Source organism: Pseudomonas sp. TWI923, assembly GCF_039673365.1.
Classification (GTDB): Bacteria; Pseudomonadota; Gammaproteobacteria; order Pseudomonadales; family Pseudomonadaceae; genus Aquipseudomonas; species Aquipseudomonas sichuanensis.
The window spans coordinates 36,385-52,333 of sequence record NZ_JBDJLM010000013.1; the positions used below are offsets into that span (position 1 = coordinate 36,385).

A 15,949-nucleotide genomic window follows, 5' to 3' on the forward strand; every position below is an offset into this window, starting at 1 on the left:
AACTGATTTCAATCTTTGCAGGTGGAAGCTCGCTATCATGCTTATCGATCAGAAAATACCTCTGGGGCAGTACATCGCCTCATTCGTCGAATGGTTGACCCAGAATGGCGCCGATTACTTCGACGCCATCGCCAAGGGCCTGGAATTCATGATCCATGGGGTCACCGGCGCCCTGACCTGGTTCAACCCGTTCGTGCTCATCGCCCTGTTCGCCGCCCTCGCGCACCTGATCCAGCGCAAATGGGCCCTTACCGTATTCGTCGCCCTGTCGTTCCTGCTGATCCTCAACCTGGGGTACTGGCAGGAAACCATGGAAACCCTGGCACAAGTGAGCTTCGCCACCGTGGTATGCGTGGCCATCGGCGTGCCGCTGGGCATCGTCGCCGCACACAAGCCGATGTTCTACACCGGCATGCGCCCGGTGCTGGACCTGATGCAGACCGTACCCACCTTCGTGTACCTGATCCCCACACTGACCCTGTTCGGCCTGGGCGTGGTGCCGGGGCTGATCTCGACGGTGGTGTTCGCCATCGCCGCCCCCATCCGCCTCACCTACCTGGGCATCTGCGACGTGCCGCAGGAGCTGCTCGACGCCGGCAAGGCCTTCGGCTGCTCGCGCCGCCAGCTGCTGACCCGCATCGAACTGCCCCACGCCATGCCGAGCATCGCCGCCGGCGTGACGCAATGCATCATGCTGTCGCTGTCGATGGTGGTGATCGCCGCCCTGGTGGGCGCCGACGGCCTGGGCAAACCTGTGGTCAACGCACTGAACACCGCCGATATCTCGCTCGGCTTCGAAGCGGGCCTGGCGATCGTGCTGCTGGCGATCATGCTGGACCGTATCTGCAAGCAACCGGAACTGCCGGTAAGGGGTGAGGCATGAGCATCATTCGTTTCGAAGACGTCGACGTCATCTTCTCCAACAAGCCGCGCGAGGCGCTGTCGCTGCTGGACGAAGGCAAGACCCGCGAACAGATCCTCAAACAGACCGGCCTGGTGGTCGGTGTCGAGAAGGCCAACCTGGACATCAACAAGGGCGAGATCTGCGTGCTCATGGGCCTGTCCGGCTCGGGCAAGTCGAGCCTGCTGCGCTGCATCAACGGCCTGAACACCGTCAGCCGCGGCAAGCTGTTCGTCGAGCACGAAGGCAAGCACATCGACATCGCCCACTGCACCCCTGCGGAGCTGAAGATGATGCGCACCAAGCGCATCGCCATGGTGTTCCAGAAATTCGCCCTGATGCCCTGGCTGACGGTGCGCGAGAACATCAGCTTCGGCCTGGAAATGCAGGGCCGCCCGGAGAAGGAGCGGCGCAAGCTGGTGGACGAGAAGCTGGAGCTGGTGGGCCTGACCCAATGGCGCAACAAGAAGCCCGACGAGCTCTCCGGCGGCATGCAGCAGCGCGTGGGCCTGGCCCGGGCGCTGGCGATGGACGCCGACATCCTGCTGATGGACGAACCGTTCTCGGCCCTCGACCCGCTGATCCGCCAAGGTTTGCAGGATGAGCTGCTGGCCCTGCAAAGCAAACTCAGCAAGACCATCGTGTTCGTCAGCCACGACCTGGACGAAGCCCTGAAGCTGGGCAGCCGCATCGCCATCATGAAGGACGGTCGGATCATCCAGTACAGCAAGCCCGAGGAGATCGTGCTGAACCCGGCCGACGAGTACGTGCGGACCTTCGTCGCCCACACCAACCCGTTGAACGTGCTGTGCGGCCGCAGCCTGATGCGCACCCTGGACAAGTGCAAACGGGTCAATGGCTCGGTGTGCCTGGACCCGGGCGGCGACTCGTGGCTGGACCTGGGCGAAGGCAACTCGATCAAACGCGCACGCCAGGGCCAGAACGGGCTGGACATGCAGAACTGGGTACCGGGGCAAGCCCGCTCCCACAGTTGTATCTATCGCCTGAATATCAGCGAACGACGATCCCGCGCGAAGCCATGTAAGCCTTGGCCTCCGGCACCGTGTACTCGCCGAAGTGGAAGATGCTTGCCGCCAGCACCGCGCTGGCATGCCCTTCCAGAATCCCGTCGGCCAGGTGCTGCAGGTTGCCCACACCACCAGAGGCGATCACCGGGATCCCCAGCGCATCGCTGATGGCGCGGGTCACGCCCAGGTCGAAGCCGTTCTTCATGCCGTCCTGGTCCATGCTGGTCAGCAGGATTTCACCGGCACCCAGGCCTTCCATCTTCTTCGCCCACTCCACCGCATCCAGCCCGGTAGGCTTGCGCCCGCCGTGGGTGAAGATCTCCCAGCGCGGCGTTTCGCCCGGGCCGGAGACCTTCTTGGCGTCGATGGCGACGACGATGCACTGCGAACCGAAACGGTCGGCCGCCTCACCCACGAACTCCGGGTTGAACACCGCGGCGGTGTTGATCGAAACCTTGTCGGCACCGGCGTTGAGCAGGTTGCGGATGTCCTGCACGGTGCGCACGCCACCGCCCACGGTCAGCGGGATGAATACCTGGCTGGCCATGCGCTCGACGGTATGCAGGGTGGTGTCACGGCCATCGACGCTGGCGGTGATGTCGAGGAAGGTGATCTCGTCAGCACCCTGCTCGTCGTAGCGACGGGCGATTTCCACCGGGTCACCGGCATCGCGGATGTTCTCGAACTTGACGCCCTTGACCACCCGGCCGTTGTCCACGTCCAGGCAAGGGATGATGCGCTTGGCCAGTGCCATGGTCGTTCCTCAGCCTTGGTAGTTGTCGCAGAAGGCCTGGGCCTCGGCGACGTCGAGGGTGCCTTCGTAGATGGCACGGCCGGTGATGGCGCCGATGATGCCCGGCGCTTTTGCATCCAGCAGGGCCTTGATGTCACCCAGGTTGTGGATGCCGCCCGAGGCGATCACCGGAATCGAGGTGGCTTCGGCCAGGGCCTTGGTGAAGGGCACGTTGCAGCCCTGCATCATGCCGTCCTTGGCGATGTCGGTGTAGACGATCGCCGAGACGCCATCGGCCTCGAAACGCTTGGCCAGGTCGATGACCTGCACGCTGCTCACTTCGGCCCAACCGTCGGTGGCGACGAAGCCGTCCTTGGCGTCCAGGCCGACGATGACCCGGCCCGGGAAGGCCTTGCACGCCTCGGCGACGAACTCCGGCTGCTTGACCGCCTTGGTGCCGATGATCACGTGGCTGACGCCGGCCTTGACGTAGTGCTCGATGGTTTCCAACGAGCGGATGCCGCCGCCGATCTGGATCGGCAGGTTCGGGTAACGCTTGGCGATGGCGGTGACCACTTCACCGTTGACCGGCTGGCCTTCGAAGGCGCCGTTGAGGTCGACCAGGTGCAGGCGGCGGCAGCCACCTTCGACCCATTTGGCGGCCATGCTCACCGGGTCGTCGGAGAATACCGTGGAGTCTTCCATGCGGCCTTGGCGCAGACGCACGCAAGCGCCGTCCTTCAGATCGATAGCGGGGATAATCAGCATCTTGGAAACCTGTCTTGTTCGTTGAGTTCAGGGCTTCTCGAGCGCCCACAGGTCGCTTTCGATGCTCTCGAACCGCTCCTTGAGGTGCAGCTGAACATCGGCAATCGCCCTGTTGTAGTAATACGGAGCAACTTCTCTGGAAAACAACTCGAGGACCTCGGCCACCTCGAACGACCCCAGCTCCAGCTCGAAACGGTCTTCGAGGAAGCGCTTGAGCTTGTCGAGCGCTTCGCGCTCCTGCTCGGGGGCCAGCGTGAGGATCGGCGCCTTGGTCCGCGACCTGCTCATTTACCAGCGCCCGTCCCAGGCGACGAAGTTCTGCAGCAGTTGCAGGCCATGGGTATGGCTTTTCTCCGGGTGGAACTGCACGGCGAAGCGCGAGCCCTCGGCCAGCGCGGCGGCGAAATCGACGCCGTAGTGGCCGCGGCCGACGACCTGGCCCGGCTTGCCGGCATTGATGTAGTAGCTGTGCACGAAGTAAAAGCGCGCGCGGTCGGGAATGTCATGCCACAGGGGATGGTCGTTGGTCTGGCCGACTTCGTTCCAACCCATGTGCGGCACTTTCAGGTGCTCGCCGTCTTCTTTGAGGTCTTTGCCGAAGAAGCGCACCTGGCCGGGGAACAGGCCGATGCAGTCGACACCCTCGTTCTCTTCGCTGTGCTCGAGCAGGGCTTGCATGCCCACGCAGATGCCGAGGAACGGGCGATCCTGGCTGACTTCGCGGACCAGGCTGTCGAAGCCCAGGCGGCGGATTTCAGCCATGCAGTCGCGGATCGCGCCAACGCCGGGGAACACCACGCGGTCGGCTTCACGAATGACGGCGGCGTCGCTGGTGACCAGCACCTTGCCGGCACCCACGTGCTCGAGGGCCTTGGCCACCGAGTGCAGGTTGCCCATGCCATAGTCGATTACGGCTACGGTCTGCATTTACAGGCACCCTTTGGTCGATGGCATCTGCCCGGCCATGCGCTCGTCCTGCTCCACGGCCATGCGCAGCGCGCGGCCGAAGGCCTTGAACACGGTCTCGATCTGGTGGTGGGTGTTGTGGCCACGCAGGTTGTCGATGTGCAGGGTCACCAGGGCGTGGTTGACGAAGCCCTGGAAGAACTCCTGGAACAGGTCGACGTCGAAGCCACCGACGCTGGCGCGGGTGTAGGGGACATGCATCTGCAGGCCCGGGCGGCCGGAGAAGTCGATGACCACACGCGACAGCGCTTCGTCCAACGGCACGTAGGCGTGGCCGTAGCGGAAGATGCCTTTCTTGTCACCGATGGCCTGGGCAAACGCCTGGCCGAGGGTGATGCCGACGTCTTCGACGGTGTGATGGTCATCGATATGCAGGTCGCCCTTGCATTCGATGTCCAGATCGATCAGCCCGTGCCGGGCGATCTGGTCGAGCATGTGTTCAAGGAAAGGCACACCGATATCGAATCGGGCCTTACCAGTGCCATCGAGGTTGATCGAGCACTTGACCTGGGTTTCCAGGGTATTGCGCTCGACGGAAGCCTTACGTTCGACCATCACCAGCTCCGCAAAATCATTGGGCGAAAAGGGCAACATTATAGGCCCAGAACGCGCCAGCTTGAAACGCGGATGACATATGGCAGGGCTAGCAATTGCGGGGGATAACGGGCTTACAGGTCTATACAACCGTGTAACTGGGGCTGCTTTGCAGCCCTATCGCGACACAAGGCCGCTCCTACAAGGGATTGCGGTCGCCTGTAGGAGCGGCCTTGTGCCGCGATAGGGGCGCAAAGCGCCCCCGGCAATCTCAATCAGTGAAACAGCACCGCCGTCTTCTGCAGGGTAATCCACACCCCCCAGGCCAGCGGAATCACCACCACGGCCCAGGCCAGCAGCACCAGTGGCAGGCTGCCCGGCGCGGCGTGCCACTCCAGCGAACGCGCGCTGTCGGCGCCCTTGTCATGGCTCAGGGCACGCTCCGCGGCCAGCTCGGCCTCGGTCATGAAGTACTTGTCGGCCACCGGACGTACCAGCATGTTGCAGACAAAGCCCAGCACCAGCAGCCCGGCGAGGATGTACAGGGTCATGTCGTAGGCCGCGGCCCGCTCCACACCTGCCGCCAGCTGCGCTTCACGCAGGTAGGTGATCAGCACCGGGCCAAGCACGCCAGCGGCGGCCCAGGCGGTCAGCAGGCGGCCGTGGATGGCACCGACCATCTGCGTGCCGAACAGGTCGGCCAGGTAGGCCGGCACCGTGGCGAAGCCGCCACCGTACATCGACAGGATGATGCAGAACGCCGCCACGAACAGCGCCACGTTACCGATGTGCCCCATGTTCGGCACCAGGCTGTAGAGGCCCACGCCCAGGGCGAAGAAGGCGAAGTAGGTGTTCTTGCGGCCAATGTAGTCGGAGAACGACGCCCAGAAGAAGCGCCCGCCGATGTTGAACAGGCTGAGCAGGCCGGTGAAGCCGGCGGCGATGGCGGCGATCTGCGCCAGTTGCGCGGCGTTCAACTCGCTGAAGGTCAGCTCGTTGCCCAGCAGCTTGCCGGCGAACACTTCCTGCAGCAGCGGCGAGGCCATGCCGAGAATACCGATACCGGCCGAGACGTTCAGGCACAGCACCAGCCACACCAGGGCGAACTGTGGGGTCTTCCAGGCCACGCTCACGTGCACGTGGCGGTCGGTGACCATGGCGTTGGCCTTCTTCGCCGGTGGGGTCCAGCCCTCTGGCTTCCAGCCGGTGGGCGGTACGCGGTAAGCCAGGGCGCCAGCGGTCATGAACACGAAGTAGATCGCGGCCATGGCAACGAAGCTCTGCCAAACGCCGACTTCAGTCGCACTGCCGAAGTGGCCCATCAATGCGGTCGCCAGCGGCGCGCCAACCATGGCACCACCACCAAAGCCCATGATCGCCATGCCGGTGGCCATGCCGCGCTTGTCCGGGAACCACTTGATCAGGGTCGACACCGGCGAGATGTATCCCAGGCCCAGGCCGATGCCGCCGATTACCCCCGAACCGAGCCACATCAGCCACAGCTGATGGGTCTTTACGCCGATCGCCGAGATCAGCAGGCCGCCGCACCAGCACAGTGCCGACACCAGGCCGGCCTTGCGCGGACCTGCGTGTTCCAGCCAGCCGCCGAGCACTGCGGCCGAGCAACCAAGGAAGACGAAGAACAGGGTGTAGATCCAGCTGAGCATGGAGATCGGCCAGTCGCACTCGGCGCTGAACAGGCGGGCGACGAAGCCCATGTCTGCCGCGCACGCCACTGGCGCGCTGACGCCCAGGGCCTGGGACAACGGTAGCCAGAACACCGAGAAGCCGTAGGCCATGCCGATGCACAGGTGGATGGCCAGGGCCGCCGGTGGTACCAGCCAGCGGTTGAAGCCCGGGCGGGCGATGATGCGCTCCTTCGACAGGAAACCGGGCACGCTTACCGGCATCTCCGTCGTGATACTGCTGCTCATGGGTCGTTCCTTTTGTAGGTGGGCTGCTTACGGGCTGCCGGCCCGGCTCTGCTGTGGCGTCTCCCCCGGGATGACGCCGGCCGTTTGCGGCATTGCCCCGCGACAATGGGTCGCGGAGGCTGCGAAAGCGGCGCAAGATTACCAGCAGCCAGTGGCATGAAAGCAATCTGATATCGCGTTTTTTTTGCCAGCTGAATCGGTACTTCGCATGCTCAGGTGAGGTTGTGTCGCCTGTTCTGGCCTTATCGCGAGGCAAGCCCGCTCCCACGATGGCTGCGTGGAAGCGGGCTTGCCCCGCGATGAGGGCCGAGCAGGTGATCCATGAACTGCCGTCATTCCCACTGTCGAAATGTCGGATACGCAGAGCCAAGTGCCACAGCGCTATACTCGCCGCTGAATTTCACAATCGGACTACAAGGACTCGCCCATGAAAGCGTTCGGCAAAATCCTGGGGCTGTCGCTTCTCGGGTTGTTGCTGATCATCGTGGCGCTGGGCTTCGCCCTGACGCACCTCTTCGATCCCAACGACTACAAAGACGAAATCCGCCAACTGGCCCGCGACAAGGCCCATGTCGAGCTGACGCTCAACGGCGACATCGGCTGGAGCCTGTTCCCCTGGCTGGGCCTGGAGCTGCACGAGGCGAGCATCGCCACGCTGAACAACCCCAAGGTGCCGTTCGCCGACCTACAGATGCTCGGTTTGTCCGTGCGCGTGCTGCCGTTGCTGCGCCGCGAAGTGCAGATGAGCGACGTGCGGGTCGAGGGCCTGAACCTCACCCTCACCCGCGATGCCAATGGCCACGGCAACTGGGAAGACATCGGCAAGCCGCTGCCTGACCCTGCCGTTGCCAACGCCCCGGCCACCGCGCCAGGCGAAGCGCCGGCCAGCGAGCCGTCCAAGCCCGAAACCAGCGAGCGTTCGGTCAAGCTCGACATCGACAGCCTGACCGTCAACAACGCCCGGGTGCAGTTCACCGACGAGAAGGCCGGCCAAAGCTACGGTGCCGAAAGCATCCAGCTGAGCACAGGCCCCGTGCACGAAGGCGTGAACATCCCGCTCAAGGCCAGCGCCTTCCTCAGCGCCAGCCAGCCGAACATCAAGGCGCGCACCGAGCTGACCGGCGAACTGCGCTTCGACCGCAAGCTCAAGCGCTACAACCTTGAAGACATGCGCCTGTCCGGCGAAACCTCGGGCGAGCCGCTGGCGGGCAAGACCATGACCTTCGCCGCGCAAGGCCAGGTGCTGGTCGACCTGGCCGCCAATGTCGCCTCGTGGAGCAGCCTGAAAGTCTCGGCCAATCAGCTGCGCGCCCTGGGCGAGCTGAATGTGCGCGACCTGGACAAGGCGCCACAGGTGAGTGGCGGGCTGTCCATCGCCCAGTTCAACCTGCGCACCTTCCTCGACGGCATCGGCCACCCGTTGCCGGCCACCGCCGATGCGGCCGCCTTCAACAAGCTGGAGCTGGTCACCCGCCTGCAAGGCACCCCGAACAGCCTGGCCCTGGAAGACCTGGCGGTGAAGCTGGACGACAGCACCTTCACCGGCCGCGTGGCCGTCGAAGATTTCGCCAAGCAGGCCCTGCGGGTAAACCTCAAGGCAGACACCTTCGACGCTGACCGCTATCTGCCAGCCAAGAGCGAGGAGGCCAAGGGCACCACCGCGGCGCGTCAGGCCGAGGTGAAGCAGCAGGAGGCCAGCGCCACTGCCGGTGCCGGCACCACCCCACTGCCCAACGCCCCCACGCAAGTGGCCTGGAGCAACGACAAGCTGCTGCCTGTGGACCGCCTGCGCGCCCTCGACCTGCAGGCCGACCTGGCGTTCGGTGCCCTGACCCTGGACAAGCTGCCCATCAGCGACGCCCGGCTCAAGGCCAACGGCCAGGGTGGTCTGATCACTCTCGAAACCCTGCGCGGCGACCTGTACAACGGCAGCTTCGAAGCCAAGGGCACGGTCGACGTGCGCCCCGCCGTGCCGCAACTGGGGGTCAACACCAAGATCAACCGCGTGCCGGTGGAGCACTTCATCAAGCGCGAAAGCCCCGACCAGGCGCCGCCGGTCAAGGGCCTGCTGACCCTCGCCAGCGACCTCACCGCCACCGGCAACAGCCAGAAAGCGCTGGTCGACACTCTCAACGGCAACGCCAGCTTCACCATCAACGATGGCGTGCTGGTCAACGCCAACCTGGAACAGCAACTGTGCCAGGCCATCGCCACCCTCAACCGCAAACAGCTCGGCAGCGAGCCGCGCGGCAAGGACACGCCGTTTGAAGAGCTGCGCGGCAGCCTGGTGATCCGCAATGGCGTGGCCAGCAACCCAGACCTCAAGGCGCGCATTCCCGGCCTGACCGTCAACGGCCATGGCGACCTCGACCTGCGGGTGCTGGGCATGGACTACAACGTCGGCGTGGTGGTCGAAGGCGACCAGCGTGCCATGCCCGACCCGGCCTGCCAGGTCAACGAGCGCTTTGCCGGTATCGAAGTGCCGCTGCGCTGCCGTGGCCCGCTGGAGCTGGGCGCCAAGGCCTGCCGCCTGGACCAGGACGGCCTGGGCAAGGTGGCGGCAAAACTGGCCGGCAACCGCCTGAAGGACAAGATCGATGAAAAGCTCGAAGAAAAACTCGGAGACAAAGTGAGCCCGGAACTCAAAGATGCGCTCAAGGGGCTGTTCAAGCGATGAGCCCCCAGCAGTTCTCCAGCGCCGTGCTGGAATGGTACGACCAGCACGGTCGTCACGACCTGCCCTGGCAACAGGGCATCAACCCATACCGGGTGTGGGTCTCGGAAATCATGCTGCAGCAGACCCAGGTCAGCACCGTGCTCAACTACTTCGACCGTTTCATGCAGGCGCTGCCGACCGTGCAGGCGCTGGCTGAAGCACCAGAAGACGAAGTGCTGCACCTGTGGACGGGCCTGGGCTACTACACCCGCGCACGCAACCTGCAAAAGGCCGCGAAGATCATCGTCGCGCAACATGGCGGCGAGTTCCCGCGCAGTGTCGAGCAGCTCACCGAACTGCCCGGCATAGGCCGCTCCACCGCCGGGGCCATCGCCAGCATCAGCATGGGCATCCGCGCGCCGATCCTCGATGGCAACGTCAAGCGCGTGCTGGCCCGCTTCACTGCCCAGGCGGGTTACCCGGGCGAGCCGAAAGTGGCCAACCAGCTGTGGGCCACCGCCGAACGCTTCACACCGATGACGCGGGTCAACCACTTCACCCAGGCGATGATGGACATGGGCGCGACGCTGTGCACCCGCAGCAAGCCCAGTTGCCTGATCTGCCCGCTGCAGCGTGGTTGTGAAGCCCATCTGCACGGTGAAGAGACCCGCTACCCGGAGCCCAAGCCGCGCAAAGCCTTGCCCCAGCGCAAGACCCTGATGCCGCTGCTGGCCAACCAGGAAGGCGCGATCCTGCTTTACCGCCGGCCCTCCACCGGGCTGTGGGGTGGCCTGTGGAGCCTGCCGGAGCTGGACAGCCTCGAGCAGCTCGACGACCTCGCCTACCAGCATGGCCTGCGCCTGGCCGGCAGCCAGGCCTTGCAAGGCCTGACCCACACTTTCAGCCATTTTCAGTTGGCCATCGAGCCGTGGCTGGTGCGTGTCGACCCCGTCGGCGCGCACGTGGCCGAGCCCGACTGGCTCTGGTATAACCTCGCCACCCCGCCGCGCCTGGGCCTCGCCGCCCCGGTCAAGAAGCTGCTGCAACGCGCGGCCGACGAACTGATTGCAGGAGAAAACCCATGACTCGCACCGTGATGTGCCGCAAATACAAAGAAGAGTTGCCAGGCCTGGAGCGCGCGCCCTACCCCGGCCCCAAGGGCCAGGACATCTTCGAACACGTCTCGCAGAAGGCCTGGGCCGACTGGCAGAAGCACCAGACCCTGCTGATCAACGAGAAGCGCCTGAACATGATGAACGCCGAGGACCGCAAGTTCATCCAGGCCGAGATGGACAAGTTCTTCGCCGGCGAGGATTACGCCAAGGCTGAAGGCTACGTTCCTCCGTCGGAATGACCCCAAAAATCGTAAGCGACGGAATTAATTTAAATTTTTTCAAAAAAGTCGTTGACGAGCGGTCTGGAAATCTATTTAATTCACCTCGTCGCCCAGATAGCTCAGTCGGTAGAGCAGAGGATTGAAAATCCTCGTGTCGGCGGTTCGACTCCGTCTCTGGGCACCACCTTCAGCTTCTGGTGGTTGCAAAGTTACCCGAAGCGACACAAGAAACCCGCCTAGTGCGGGTTTTTTGTTGTCTGCGTTTTCCTGGTTCATGCCCAGTTGATCGATATCAAGAAGTCACCGCCTGCTGGCTCATAGCATGGAGGGTGGACATTCGACCGACCCCGCAAGGACCTCCATGAGCGAAGAATCCGCCACCCTCCTCCTGCCGTCGCCGACCGATACCGGCAGCGGCGCCAAGCCCGTTACCCGCACCCGCCGCCCACGCCAGCGCAAGCCCGCCACCAACACCCCCGCGCCAGAGACCATCACTCAGGTCAGCCAGCAACCCGCCGCCCTGGTAGTGGCCAACGCGCGCAAAGGCAGCAGCGAGGACAGCACCTCGGCGCACCTGCCGGCCAGTTACCCGTACCGTACGCGCATGCGCCGCCAGGACTACGACAAGGCCAAGCACGCGCTGCAGATCGAGCTACTGAAAGTACAGAACTGGGTGAAGGAAACCGGCCAGCGCATCGTCATCCTCTTCGAGGGCCGTGACGCAGCGGGCAAGGGCGGCACCATCAAGCGCTTCATGGAGCACCTGAATCCGCGTGGCGCTCGCATCGTCGCGCTGGAGAAGCCCTCCGAACAGGAGAAAGGCCAGTGGTACTTCCAGCGCTACATCCAGCACCTGCCCACCGCCGGTGAAATGGTGTTCTTCGACCGCTCCTGGTACAACCGCGCCGGGGTCGAGCGGGTGATGGACTTCTGCTCGCCGCTGCAATACCTGGAGTTCATGCGCCAGGCGCCGGACCTGGAGCGGATGCTGTGCAACAGCGGCATCCTGCTGTTCAAGTACTGGTTCTCGGTGAACCGCGAGGAACAACTGCGCCGTTTCATCTCGCGGCGCGACGACCCGCTCAAGCACTGGAAGCTGTCCCCCATCGACATCAAGTCGCTGGACAAGTGGGAGGACTACACCGCCGCCAAAGAGGCCATGTTCTTCCACACCGATACTGCCGATGCGCCGTGGACGGTGATCAAGTCCGACGACAAGAAGCGCGCGCGGATCAACTGCATCCGGCATTTCCTGCATTCGTTGGACTATCCGGGCAAGGACCACAGCGTGGCGCATGCGCCGGATCCGCTATTGGTTGGGCGTGCTTCGCGAGGGTTCGAGGAGGATGAACCGGCGGCGTTGGTCAGTTGAACACCTGGGGCTGCTGCACAGCCCTTTCCGGCCGGTCCGGCGCTCCGGCAAGGCCGCTCCTACAGCCATGGCATCCCTCCTGTAGGAGCGGCCTTGTGCCGCGAAAGGGGCGCGAAGCGGCCCCAGCGATCTCAAATGCCAGCCCGCCCCTTGGGTTTCCCGGGCAACTGCGCTTCAATACGCGCCTTTACCAGATACCTCCAAGGACCGCCCCATGGCCACCAACACCAAGCAACAGAAACGCGCCAAGCGCGCCGCCACCAAGGCCAAGCAGAACCGCATGGTGCGCAGCGGCCAGGCGGTCAAGGCCAGCACCGGCGAAAGCGCCAGCGTCGAGCAGGTGTTCAACAAGGCCATGGAATCGGGCAGCTACAACAGCCTGTTCGCCAAGATGAAGGAAGCCCAGGAAAACGGCCTGGTGCCGATGATCTCGGTGTTCCTGGTGGACCCACTGCTGGCACTGGTGCTCAAGGGTCACAAGGAAGAGCACGCCACCGACTACATCGTCATGGTGTTCACCGCCTACCGCAAATGGCTCGACGGCACCGACGAGGACGCGACCATGGCCTGGCTTGAGAGCGATGAGTTCCAGGCGGCCTATGTCACGGCTTCCGAGGTGGTGGCCAAGGGGCAGCAACAGCAGAAGCAGTTCGGCTGAACACCTGTATCGCCGGCTCCGGCCTCATCGCCGGCACGCGGGCTCCCACTTCGTAGCGTGCAGTCCTTGTGGGAGCCGGCTTGCCGGCGATGAGGCCCTCCCAGGCAAACAAAAAGGCCGCGCCCTTCACAGGGCGCGGCCTTTTCATTTCACCGGCTGCGAATCAGCTATCCAGCGCCACGCGCCCTGCAGCGCCGCGCTTGCGGTGCACCAGCAAGCCTGCCGCCACAACTGCGATGCTCAGCAGCGCGGTAGCGATGATCTCGACGCGGTGATCCTCACGCAGCCCCATCACCACCAGAATGGCGACGATGAAAGCGATGGTCGCCCAGGTCAGGCCCGGGAACATCCACATCTTGAACGAGATCTTCTCGCCGCTGGCTTCACGCTGGGCACGCATGCGCAGTTGCGATACGGCGATCACCAGGTACACCAGCAGGGCGATTGCGCCAGAGCTGGCCAGCAGGAACTCGAACACTGCGGCCGGGGCCAGGAAGTTGGCGAACACGCACAGGAAAGCCGCAGCGGTGGACAGCAGCACGGCCCAGTGCGGGGTGCCCGCCTTGGTGGTGCGCTGGGCGACTGCCGGGGCATCGCCACGCTTGCTCAGGGAGAAGAGCATGCGCGAGGAGGTGTACAGCGCCGAGTTCAGGCAGCTGGTCACGGCAATCAGCACGACGATGTCGACGATCAGCTTGGCATTCGGCACGCCGATCAGGCTGAGGACGGTCTGGTAGGAGCCTTTCTCGGCCAAGGTCGGATCGTTCCACGGCACCATGGCCACGACCAGGAAGATCGATACCAGGTAGAACAGGCAGATACGCCAGATCACCGAGTTGGTGGCACGGCTGATCTGCTTGCCCGGGTCTTTCGACTCGGCGGCGGCGATGGTGACGATCTCGGTCCCCATGAAGGAGAACATGGTGGTCAGCATGGCGGCCAGCACGGCGCCCAGGCCATTGGGCATGAAGCCTTGGGTATCGAACAGGTGGCTGACGCCGCTGATCTGGCTGCTCGGGACCATGCCGAACATGGCAGCGCAACCGACGACGATGAAGCCGATGATCGCCAGCACCTTGAGCAGGGCGAACCAGAACTCGAACTCACCGTAGTTCTTCACGCTGAACAGGTTGGTGACGGTCAGCACCAGGGTAATGACCAGCGAGAACGCCCACAGGTCCACGGCCGGGAACCAGGCATGCAGGATGGCTGCGGCGGCGTTGGCTTCCAGCGGGATCACCAGCACCCAGAACCACCAGTACAGCCAGCCGATGGTGAAACCGGCCCAGCGCCCGATGGCGCGGTCGGCGTAGGTCGAGAAAGAACCGGTGTCAGGCGAGGCAACCGCCATTTCACCGAGCATGCGCATCACCAGTACAACCAGGGTGCCGGCAGCGGCGTAAGCCAGCAGCACGGCAGGGCCGGCGGCGGCGATGGCATGGCCGGAGCCGACGAACAAGCCGGCGCCGATCACGCCTGCGATGGACAGCATGGTCACATGCCGTTGTTTGAGCCCCTGAGCGAGGTCATTGGAATTGTTACCGCTCATAAAACTACCTTTGTAAGGAGTGGACCACCCGAATGAAGGGAATACGAAGCGCACCAAGGGGTGATTTAGGCGTCGCCGCATTCGGTCTTTTCCCACCGGCAATAAGCGCGCCATTTTTAAATGCCATTTATCCGGAAGGGCTGACGCCCGCAAATTCTCTAGCTTTGCGGCCTTTCTGCCAGGCTTTGACCGAAAGCCCGCCAAATCTCCATGCCAAGTCCGGATTACTGAAATACCCACTTACAAACGCACCAAAGGTGCTCCCCGGTAACACCCACGCACCAGGGCAAGGCAAAAAAGTGCAACCAAAGGTACAACCATTGTTTCAGCCATGATGCGATCTGCGTGGGAGCGGGCTTGCCCCGCGATAGCGATTGTCGCCCCAACACCTTCAGTCCTGCCGAAGCCATCGAGGGGCAAGCCCGCTCCCACGCCACCCTGTGCCGGTCACATGGGCGGTTGCACCTGCTTTCGCGGCAAAAGGTCCAAAACCGCTTCCATGCTTTGGCCAAAGCTGGCACCATCGCGCCTTTTTTCATCAAGGCTCCGGTGCTGGGCAAAACGCCATTGCGGACATCCTCGCGACAGTCCACTGCAACGATGCGACAAACTGCCCCATCAATGACCGAAGCCCCTTGCGACCCGGTTGGCCGCTGTTGCGCCGCTATGCTAGCGTGGCGCTCGCCAGGAAGGCCGCCAACAGCTGGGAACGCACCCGAACACATGAGGACCGCACATGGCCCAGGCCACGCCCGCGCTGGAAATCCGTAACCTGCACAAACGCTACGGCGAGCAGGAAATTCTCAAGGGCATTTCGCTGACCGCGCGCGACGGTGACGTGATCTCCATCCTCGGCTCGTCCGGCTCCGGCAAGTCCACCCTGCTGCGCTGCATCAATCTGCTCGAGAACCCGCACCAGGGCGAAATCCTGGTCGCCGGCGAAGCCCTCAAGCTCAAGGCGCAGAAAAACGGCGACCTGATCGCCGCCGACAATCGCCAGATCAACCGCCTGCGCAGCGAGATCGGCTTTGTCTTCCAGAACTTCAACCTGTGGCCGCACATGTCGATCCTCGACAACATCATCGAGGCGCCGCGCCGCGTACTTGGCCAGAGCAAGGCCGAGGCCATCGAGCACGCCGAGGCGCTGCTGAACAAGGTCGGCATCTTCGACAAGCGCCACAGCTACCCCGCCCAGCTTTCCGGTGGCCAGCAACAGCGTGCCGCCATCGCCCGTACCCTGGCCATGAAGCCCAAGGTCATCCTGTTCGACGAGCCGACTTCGGCGCTCGATCCGGAAATGGTCCAGGAAGTGCTTAACGTCATCCGCGCCCTGGCCGAAGAAGGCCGTACCATGCTGCTGGTGACGCACGAGATGAACTTTGCCCGCCAGGTGTCCAGTGAAGTGGTCTTCCTGCACCAGGGCCTGGTCGAAGAGCAGGGATCGCCACAGCAGGTCTTCGAAAACCCGACCTCGGCGCGTTGCAAGCAATTCATGTCCAGCCACCGCTAACGGA

At 63.7% G+C, this 15,949-nt stretch carries 14 protein-coding genes, 1 tRNA gene and 1 pseudogene; 9 read left to right on the forward strand and 7 right to left on the reverse strand.

The features are described from left to right. Positions 1-34 precede the first annotated feature (34 nt). Both choW and choV read left to right on the forward strand, forming a co-directional pair. Positions 35-883, forward strand: a complete 849-nt coding sequence (gene choW / locus ABE459_RS08310; RefSeq protein ID WP_178125776.1) for a choline ABC transporter permease subunit — start codon at positions 35-37, stop codon at positions 881-883. After that, positions 880-1,866: pseudogene (choV, locus tag ABE459_RS08315) on the forward strand (choline ABC transporter ATP-binding protein); the annotation flags it as partial. The gene choW and the pseudogene choV, both read left to right, overlap by 4 nt. Before the next feature lie 46 nt (positions 1,867-1,912). Here choV and hisF read toward each other — a convergent pair. From hisF to ABE459_RS08345, 6 genes are all read right to left on the reverse strand, one after another. Next, positions 1,913-2,683: an imidazole glycerol phosphate synthase subunit HisF gene (gene hisF, locus ABE459_RS08320; RefSeq protein WP_023629858.1), complete on the reverse strand. Its 771-nt coding sequence runs from the start codon at positions 2,681-2,683 to the stop codon at positions 1,913-1,915. Positions 2,684-2,692: 9 nt separating this feature from the next. Beyond that, the gene (gene hisA, locus ABE459_RS08325; protein ID WP_323830115.1) at positions 2,693-3,430 is read right to left on the reverse strand and encodes a 1-(5-phosphoribosyl)-5-[(5-phosphoribosylamino)methylideneamino]imidazole-4-carboxamide isomerase; all 738 of its coding nucleotides are present in this window, start codon (positions 3,428-3,430) and stop codon (positions 2,693-2,695) included. A 27-nt stretch (positions 3,431-3,457) separates the two neighbouring features. Then, on the reverse strand, positions 3,458-3,718 hold the full coding sequence (locus ABE459_RS08330) for a DUF2164 domain-containing protein (protein ID WP_110992247.1): 261 nt from the start codon (positions 3,716-3,718) through the stop codon (positions 3,458-3,460). Then, complete coding sequence (hisH, locus tag ABE459_RS08335; RefSeq protein WP_125462256.1) at positions 3,719-4,357, reverse strand: imidazole glycerol phosphate synthase subunit HisH; 639 nt, start codon at positions 4,355-4,357, stop codon at positions 3,719-3,721. After that, complete coding sequence (hisB, locus tag ABE459_RS08340; protein ID WP_110992314.1) at positions 4,358-4,951, reverse strand: imidazoleglycerol-phosphate dehydratase HisB; 594 nt, start codon at positions 4,949-4,951, stop codon at positions 4,358-4,360. Positions 4,952-5,205: 254 nt separating this feature from the next. Beyond that, positions 5,206-6,864: an OFA family MFS transporter gene (locus tag ABE459_RS08345; RefSeq protein WP_125462255.1), complete on the reverse strand. Its 1,659-nt coding sequence runs from the start codon at positions 6,862-6,864 to the stop codon at positions 5,206-5,208. A 427-nt stretch (positions 6,865-7,291) separates the two neighbouring features. Here ABE459_RS08345 and ABE459_RS08350 point away from each other — a divergent pair, with 427 nt between their 5' ends. The 6 genes from ABE459_RS08350 (at position 7,292) to ABE459_RS08375 (ending at position 12,886) form a co-directional block, all read left to right on the forward strand. Then, positions 7,292-9,541 (forward strand): AsmA family protein, encoded by a 2,250-nt coding sequence (locus tag ABE459_RS08350; protein ID WP_323830113.1) that lies wholly within the window; start codon positions 7,292-7,294, stop codon positions 9,539-9,541. Beyond that, the gene (mutY, locus tag ABE459_RS08355) at positions 9,538-10,605 is read left to right on the forward strand and encodes an A/G-specific adenine glycosylase (RefSeq protein ID WP_323830111.1); all 1,068 of its coding nucleotides are present in this window, start codon (positions 9,538-9,540) and stop codon (positions 10,603-10,605) included. Before ABE459_RS08350 ends, mutY begins: the two co-directional genes overlap by 4 nt. Further along, positions 10,602-10,874 carry an oxidative damage protection protein gene (locus ABE459_RS08360; RefSeq protein WP_110992242.1) on the forward strand — a complete coding sequence of 91 codons (273 nt, stop codon included), beginning with the start codon at positions 10,602-10,604 and terminating at the stop codon, positions 10,872-10,874. Before mutY ends, ABE459_RS08360 begins: the two co-directional genes overlap by 4 nt. Positions 10,875-10,964: 90 nt before the next feature. After that, a tRNA-Phe gene (locus ABE459_RS08365) sits at positions 10,965-11,040 on the forward strand. A gap of 177 nt (positions 11,041-11,217) precedes the next feature. After that, positions 11,218-12,228, forward strand: coding sequence for a polyphosphate kinase 2 (gene ppk2 / locus ABE459_RS08370; RefSeq protein ID WP_323830109.1), 1,011 nt, complete (start codon positions 11,218-11,220; stop codon positions 12,226-12,228). 214 nt (positions 12,229-12,442) lie between these two features. Then, positions 12,443-12,886: a hypothetical protein gene (locus tag ABE459_RS08375; protein WP_125462251.1), complete on the forward strand. Its 444-nt coding sequence runs from the start codon at positions 12,443-12,445 to the stop codon at positions 12,884-12,886. 163 nt (positions 12,887-13,049) lie between these two features. On the opposite strand, the gene gabP is transcribed toward ABE459_RS08375, so the two are convergent. Continuing rightward, entirely contained in the window at positions 13,050-14,435 is a 1,386-nt protein-coding gene (gabP, locus tag ABE459_RS08380) for a GABA permease (RefSeq protein WP_125462250.1), read from the reverse strand. A gap of 736 nt (positions 14,436-15,171) precedes the next feature. On the opposite strand from gabP, the gene ABE459_RS08385 reads away from it, so the two are divergent. Continuing rightward, on the forward strand, positions 15,172-15,945 hold the full coding sequence (locus ABE459_RS08385) for an ABC transporter ATP-binding protein (protein ID WP_046853793.1): 774 nt from the start codon (positions 15,172-15,174) through the stop codon (positions 15,943-15,945). Positions 15,946-15,949: the final 4 nt, after the last annotated feature.

Bases quoted from the DNA above. Each gene is read 5' to 3' on its own strand.
- hisF (WP_023629858.1), bottom strand. From the start codon at position 2,683: ATGGCACTGGCCAAGCGCATCATCCCTTGCCTGGACGTGGACAACGGC.
- hisA (WP_323830115.1), bottom strand. From the start codon at position 3,430: ATGCTGATTATCCCCGCTATCGATCTGAAGGACGGCGCTTGCGTGCGT.
- ABE459_RS08330 (WP_110992247.1), bottom strand. From the start codon at position 3,718: ATGAGCAGGTCGCGGACCAAGGCGCCGATCCTCACGCTGGCCCCCGAG.
- hisH (WP_125462256.1), bottom strand. From the start codon at position 4,357: ATGCAGACCGTAGCCGTAATCGACTATGGCATGGGCAACCTGCACTCG.
- hisB (WP_110992314.1), bottom strand. From the start codon at position 4,951: ATGGTCGAACGTAAGGCTTCCGTCGAGCGCAATACCCTGGAAACCCAG.
- ABE459_RS08345 (WP_125462255.1), bottom strand. From the start codon at position 6,864: ATGAGCAGCAGTATCACGACGGAGATGCCGGTAAGCGTGCCCGGTTTC.
- ABE459_RS08350 (WP_323830113.1), top strand. From the start codon at position 7,292: ATGAAAGCGTTCGGCAAAATCCTGGGGCTGTCGCTTCTCGGGTTGTTG.
- mutY (WP_323830111.1), top strand. From the start codon at position 9,538: ATGAGCCCCCAGCAGTTCTCCAGCGCCGTGCTGGAATGGTACGACCAG.
- ABE459_RS08360 (WP_110992242.1), top strand. From the start codon at position 10,602: ATGACTCGCACCGTGATGTGCCGCAAATACAAAGAAGAGTTGCCAGGC.
- ppk2 (WP_323830109.1), top strand. From the start codon at position 11,218: ATGAGCGAAGAATCCGCCACCCTCCTCCTGCCGTCGCCGACCGATACC.
- ABE459_RS08375 (WP_125462251.1), top strand. From the start codon at position 12,443: ATGGCCACCAACACCAAGCAACAGAAACGCGCCAAGCGCGCCGCCACC.
- gabP (WP_125462250.1), bottom strand. From the start codon at position 14,435: ATGAGCGGTAACAATTCCAATGACCTCGCTCAGGGGCTCAAACAACGG.
- ABE459_RS08385 (WP_046853793.1), top strand. From the start codon at position 15,172: ATGGCCCAGGCCACGCCCGCGCTGGAAATCCGTAACCTGCACAAACGC.